The 6,089-nt window shown below is 67.2% G+C and carries 7 protein-coding genes; 2 read left to right on the top strand and 5 right to left on the bottom strand.

Annotated features, from left to right (window positions below):
- Positions 1-239 precede the first annotated feature (239 nt).
- Positions 240-617, top strand: a complete 378-nt coding sequence (locus GYH36_RS18670) for a hypothetical protein (protein WP_162290644.1) — start codon at positions 240-242, stop codon at positions 615-617.
- Between the two features lie 56 nt (positions 618-673).
- Here GYH36_RS18670 and GYH36_RS18675 read toward each other — a convergent pair whose 3' ends face one another.
- A complete protein-coding gene (locus tag GYH36_RS18675; protein ID WP_162290645.1) occupies positions 674-1,987 on the bottom strand; it encodes a chymotrypsin family serine protease in 1,314 nt (437 codons plus the stop codon).
- Between the two features lie 535 nt (positions 1,988-2,522).
- On the bottom strand, positions 2,523-3,179 hold the full coding sequence (locus GYH36_RS18680; RefSeq protein WP_162290646.1) for a hypothetical protein: 657 nt from the start codon (positions 3,177-3,179) through the stop codon (positions 2,523-2,525).
- A 281-nt stretch (positions 3,180-3,460) separates the two neighbouring features.
- Between GYH36_RS18680 and imuA' the strand changes: the two genes are divergently transcribed.
- Complete coding sequence (gene imuA', locus GYH36_RS18685; protein ID WP_162290647.1) at positions 3,461-4,171, top strand: DnaE2-dependent mutagenesis accessory factor ImuA'; 711 nt, start codon at positions 3,461-3,463, stop codon at positions 4,169-4,171.
- A gap of 239 nt (positions 4,172-4,410) precedes the next feature.
- Here the strand turns inward: imuA' and GYH36_RS18690 are convergent, their stop codons facing one another.
- From GYH36_RS18690 to GYH36_RS18700, 3 genes are all read right to left on the bottom strand, one after another.
- Positions 4,411-4,608, bottom strand: a complete 198-nt coding sequence (locus GYH36_RS18690; protein WP_024839774.1) for a hypothetical protein — start codon at positions 4,606-4,608, stop codon at positions 4,411-4,413.
- A gap of 23 nt (positions 4,609-4,631) precedes the next feature.
- Positions 4,632-4,799: a lipopolysaccharide assembly protein LapA domain-containing protein gene (locus tag GYH36_RS18695; protein ID WP_162290648.1), complete on the bottom strand. Its 168-nt coding sequence runs from the start codon at positions 4,797-4,799 to the stop codon at positions 4,632-4,634.
- Between the two features lie 312 nt (positions 4,800-5,111).
- The coding region (locus tag GYH36_RS18700) for a fatty acid desaturase family protein (protein WP_162290649.1) at positions 5,112-6,089 on the bottom strand (978 nt) is incomplete at its 5' end.

Genomic DNA, 6,089 nt, shown 5'->3' on the forward strand with positions numbered 1-6,089 from the left:
TCGAGTTCGAGATCATCATGAGCCAGGCCGCCGACCAAGCTGCCTAACCAACTGTCACGGAATCGTGCAGCAGCCCCCCAGGCCTCTCGCACCCGTGACTTCCTTAGACCGTCGGTCCTCAGTCCATGGCTACTGGCCAGACGTCCCGGACACGGTCTTCGGCGAGCCATAGATGGTTGGACGAGGCCGCATGCGGTCGCAATCGCCTCGCCTTTTGCTCTCGCTGTTAGGCTCATCCGGTGGGGCAGAACAGTGCACCGGAGGTCGTGAGGCGGCGCAGAATCCAGTTCGTGAGCGCGGGTGCCGCGGTCGCTGTACTCGCCGCTGTTGTGGCGCTGTTCGCTACCGCGCGGCAGTCGGAAGAGGCGCCGGAGGGCCCCTGGCTCGTGACCACAGATGGTCGTGTGGAGACTGTCTACGAATGCATGGCCGACCCCGCCATACAGGATCACTACGAGTTTTTCAGCAACCCTTCCACTGGGCTGACCATCGTGATGGTCCCCGATGCGACACGCGATGATCTCGACCGCGTTCTTGACTGTGTGAGCAACGCCGTCAAGGGGACTGGGGTCGACGTGCATGTCCTGACGAACCCGAACCCCGACCCAACTTCCTGAGAAGCTAGAAGCCTGGTCAGCGACGAACCCCCGCCGCTGACCAGGCTCCTTGTGTGTTAGGGGATGATCTGCAGTGCCAGGTTCTGCGACGTCAGCGCCTTCGCCACCGAGGTGGTGATGATGCTGTACCCGCAACCTCGGTTGCTCGCCGACGGGTCGCCAGGACACGTGGCTCCGGGAATGCTCGTGCCGGCCGAGATGATCGTGGCCGCGTTCCGCTTCAGACCCGAGGCAGTGTTCGTCAGGACGTAGCCCGGTCCGCCGCTGTCGCCCTCGCCCGCGGAGATCTGTTGGTTCGCCTGTTCGGTGCGGTAGCCGTAGACGGTTTGGATCACGCCGCCGCCAAGGTTCACGGGGCGATTGGCTTCCGGAGAGGTCACGATGTTGCCGCAGACGAGACCCGTGTACGACCCCGAGTAGCAGATCTCGGTACCGACCACCGGAGATGTCAGCCCGTTGATTTCCGTGTACGTGCTGGAGTTCCACGCCCCCGTCCACATGAACGGGAAGGACGTGGTGCTGTCGATCGTCGCGACGTCGTACAGCTCGTTCCGGCTCACCGTGTTACCCAGCATGTAGTACGAGTTACTGCCGGCGACCCCGTCGTGTACGACCCAGGTGTCCCCGACATTCGCACAGTGCGCGGCCGTGAGCAGGTACTTCTTGTTGTTCTCCGAGGGCCTGATCGCTGCGAAGTTGCTCGTGCATCGGGAGGTGATCTGGTTGTTGCTGAACTTGTGAATCCGTGCGCCGGCGAAGTGGTAGGTGTCGCTCTGGCGCGATTGCAGCGCAGTAGGCATCTCCTCGAACTCGACGGGAACACCGGCGACGCGTGAGACCGCATCCTGCTTTGCCGCGACGGCACTACGTGCCGCCGGCCCGGCGCTCGGTGACAGGGTCACCTCGAGCCCTGAGCCGTCCGCACGTAGCGCGACACCTGCGACGTCGACTCCTGCTGTACCGTCGAGCAGTGCGCGAGAGGCTTCCCGAAGCTCCTTCGGGGAGTAGGTGCTCGAGCGTAGAGCGACGGGAGAGGACACCTCGTCGAGCACCCGGTTAAGGTCGGTTTGCTCCTCGCCGTACCAATACACCTCGATCGTGCTGCGGTCCAGAGAAATGCCGACGGACGCCAGCCGGTCGTGACCTTCAAGTCGTTCCGCCATCATTACGGCGTCCTGCTGCATCTGGTCGTCCACTACCGGCAGGGTGAGCAGATCAGCTTCGGGGTAGGCGTCGTCGGACCGTGGAGCCTCCGACGAGACAGGTCCAGGCAGAATGGTGGGCGCGGCTTCATCCCGGTCATCTGCACTGGCAGGTGCAACGAAGGCCAAGCCAGTAGCCAGGCTGAATGCGGAGAACAGCGCTACCACGGTGCGCGTTTGCCTCCGGCGAGCAGGGTCGTGCGACATCGATGGAGCCCCCTCTGTCGATGGTTGCGCCGGCGTCGTCGCCGGCTCGCGGGGATCGTCACATGGAAGCGTGCCCAGGGCCACCCGTAGATCGAGCTTCCAGACCAGGTAGGTTCGCTGACTGCTACTGACCCGGCGTCCCAGTGCGCCTGACGAGGATCTGTGCGGGAAGTCCCAGGTCGCTAGAGTCGACTCATGGCGTCGGAGGTAGACAGACATCTCGCCGGGCTCAGAAGCATGGTTGAAAGATCGCGGCAACTAGAGACAGCGGCCCGAGATGTACAGCTCGCCGAGTACGTGCGGCTAGCCGCTGCCGCAGGGGCGAGCGCAGACGATATCGCTGCTGCGGCGGGCCTATCTGTGAACTGGGTGCGATCGGCACTCGGGCTTGCGGACGACGCGCTGCGCGATCGCGCAGGCAAGCCTATTTGGATGTTCTGGACAGGCGATCAGGGCTCCCGCTCCGGCGAGCGGGAGCCCTGAGCAAGAACTGTCCTCAGGCGTTGAGGTCGCAGCCCACGATCGGTTCATCGCGGTCGACGACCGGGCCGAACTCGACCCCCTTGCCGGCCGGCCACACGATCTGCGAGTACTTGCGGTTGCCGGACGACTCGCAGTCCTCGGTATACGTCACGTTCGCCACCCGGCTGTAGCCGAGCCCGTTGTTGCTGCGGATTCGCCCGGTCTCGTTGCTGAAGATGATGCACAGCGGTCCGGCGCAGGTACTGCGCAGTTGGTAGTGGATCCACTGTGGGTAAGCGCCCTCAGCGCACGTCTGGGTAGCGCTTCCTTGGAGGTAGTTGCGAACCCGGAGAACGTCACCGAACGAGCCCGCACAGCCGCTCACGAACTGCGGCGTAATCTGCCCCTCAGTCGGTACGTCATTGATCGTCCAGCTACCGTCCTGCTCGAGCACCATCTGCTGCTCGTCGATCGTCTGAACGATCGTTCCGTCGTTCTGAATCTGCACGTCCCCGGCCGCCTCGTCGAGCTTGACCTGGTACCGAAGTGTGTCCATCTCCGCGGTCAGTTCGTCTTGGGTCGCCGGGTCCGACACAGCGTCCGCGGACGCTGGAACCGCAACACCCATGACGAGCACCCCTGCCGCGAGCGACGCTGCCCCCACCAGCGCCCGCGCTCCAGACCATTGCATGACAATCTCCTCTCGGTAGTCGGGGCCGCGGAATGACCCCGGCGAACCCTGTGTAGGCGAACCTGACATGGTGCGCCACACGGCGGTCGCCCAGACCGGTGTTGCCGGAGCAGCCTCACGAGGGCCCGCCGCAGATCTCCGCTGCGCGTCACCGGTCAGCTGCGCCCTGACCGTTGCGCTGGTCAATGACACTGTCAACGACGCAGAAGCCCTGTGGCCCCAAGGGCTAACGAGACTTGCTAAGGGGAACACCAGTTCGAACAGCGGCGTAACCTGAAAGGGTGCCGACGACCGCTCTCGACCCGCTCGAGGTGGCTCGCGCGACCCTGCGTCGCGCGGAGCTGCGCACGGGCGTGCGCTCGTCGACTCCAGGTGTCTTCGACCTTGACGACGCTCCGCGGCCGCTCGGCGCGATCCTCGACGGCGGGCGCCTGCCGCGCGGGGCGGCCAGCGTCGTGACGGGCTCGACGTCGCTCCTGCTCGCGCTGCTCGCGATGTCGCAAGGGTCGTCGGACTGGCTCGCCGTGGTGGGGGCGCCCGACCTCGGGATGCTCGCAGCCGCGGACGCCGGCGTGGCGCTCGATCGCGTCGCGCTCGTGCCGCGCGCCGGGGACGATCCCGCTGGCGTCGTCGCCGCCTTGCTCGATGGCATGACGTACGTCGTCATCGGCCCGGACGCCTGGCTCACGGCGCCCGAGCACCGGCGGCTGCTCGCCCGGGCGCGAGAGCGCGGTTCCGGGCTGGTCGCCGTCAGCCCGTGGGAGCACGCCGCAGTGCGCCTCGACGTCGTCACGCACCGCTGGGGAGGCACTGACGCCGGCGACGGTTACCTCCGGCGATGCGAGCTCGACGTCGCCCGCACGGCCCGGGGCACCACGGACCGATGGACGCTCACGCTTCCGACGCCTGGCAGCCTCCTCGTCGACCTCCTCGAGGGCCAGGCACGGCCCGCCGCGCAGGTGCGGCGGGCGCCGCTACGTCTAGTCGGGTGACGGGCACCGAACGACGTCGGCAGAAGCGGTAAACAGTCATTACCGGTAGCGGTGCGTATTGAGGTAGTGCGAATGGCTCGGCCGGTCGGCAGTCCAGGTCGTGCGCGTTGTGCGCGACCTCGACGAGAGTGGCGTCACGCTCCGGACCGGTGGCTGCTCATGCTCACGGCGGCCTCCTCGTCGACCTCGTCGAGGGCCAGGCGCGGCCCGCCGCGCAGGTGCGGCGCACGCCGCTGCGTCTAGGTAGTCGAGGCGCGCAGGTTCCATTGGGCGATCGCGGCGTCGAGACGGGCGCGGGCGGCGACGTAGTGGATGAGGTCTATGGGCGAGCCCTGGTCGACGACGGAGACGACGGCTTCCATCTGGCGTTGGGAGGCGTCGATCTCGCCGAGCAGGTCGGTGGGGCGTTCTGGCGAGGTCTCGCGGTCGTCGGTCATGGGTGGGTGTGATGTCGCGGGCGTTAGAGGCGGTGTGCGAGGCGTCGGCGGAGCTGGTGGATGCGGAGGGTGCCGACGACGAGGGCGACGATACTGACGCCGATTCCCGCGATGAGCAGGGCGAGGGCGAGGGGGACGGAGCCTTGCCAGCCGAGGAACGAGATGAGCACGAGCTGGGTGTTCTGGAGCATGAACACGATGAGCGCGACCAGGACGAGCGCGGCAATGCACAGGCCGACCCAGATGGCTCCGGTGCGGCTGCGTGGCGGCGGGACATACCCGTGTTCGGTCCAAGCGCTACGTGACGTGACTGCTGGGCTCGTGCGGCGAGAGACTGGGCTGCCGTTCGTGGCAGAGGTGAGCGGGGTGGTGGCCATGGCGGCCTCCTTGCGGTTCCGGGCCCGCGCACCTCAGACGGGGCACGTTCGCCACGGATATCGTGACCCTACGCTTCGTACCTGGGAGCGAACCTGGGAGTGGCTGTGCGCCGGCGGCCCGAGTCGCTAGCGTCCGAGGCTGGCGGCCAGGGGGCAGGTGAACGGGTCGCGGGCTCGGCCGGGGACGTCGTTGAGGAACTGGACGACGATCCGGTAGGAGGTGAAGAACCCGACCTCGGTGTAGGCCACGCCGAGCTGGGAGCAGTACTCGCGCACGAGGGGCTGGACGCGCCTGAGGTTCGGGCGCGGCATGCTCGGGAACAGGTGGTGCTCCACCTGACGGTTGAGACCACCCATGAAGAAGTCGACGACCGCGCCGCCGCGGATGTTGCGGGACATGAGGACCTGGCGGCGCAGGAAGTCGACGTCCGCGGTCGCCGGGACGATCGGCATGCCCTTGTGGTTCGGGGCGAACGCCCCCCCGAGCAGGATGCCGAAGACCGCGAGCTGCACGGCCAGGAACACCGCCGCGAGGGTCGGGGGGAGCAGGAGGCCCAGCGCCACCAGGTAGAGCGCGAGCCGCCCGAGCAGGACCGGGACCTCCACGCCCCGGTGCGGCACGGGCCGGCGGCCGAGCACCCGGCGCACGCTCGCGACGTGCAGGTTGAGGCCCTCCAGGGCGAGCAGGGGAAAGAAGTACCAGCCCTGCCGATGTGCCAGCCACCCTCGCCAGCCGTGCCGGCTCGCCATGACGGCGGGCGTGAACGCGATCACGCCCGGTGAAATGTCGGGGTCCTGGCCCTCCTGGTTCGGGGCGGAATGGTGAGCGTCGTGCTTTCCGGTCCACCAGGCATGGCTGAGCCCGACGAGCGCGTTCGCGATGATGCGAGCGGTCCAGTCGTTCCAGGCCCGCGACCGGAACACCTGCCGATGCGAGCTGTCGTGACCCAGGAACGCGAGCTGGGCAAGAACGAGAGCGAGCACCACGGCCAGCAGGAGCTGCCACCAGGAGTCACCCACCAGGACAATCCCCGCCCAGACGGCACCGAACGCTGCGACCGTCAGGACGAGCCGGGTCCAGTAGTAGCCGTACCGCCGACGCAG

Source organism: Cellulosimicrobium composti (assembly GCF_010287905.1).
Classification (GTDB): Bacteria; Actinomycetota; Actinomycetes; order Actinomycetales; family Cellulomonadaceae; genus Cellulosimicrobium; species Cellulosimicrobium composti.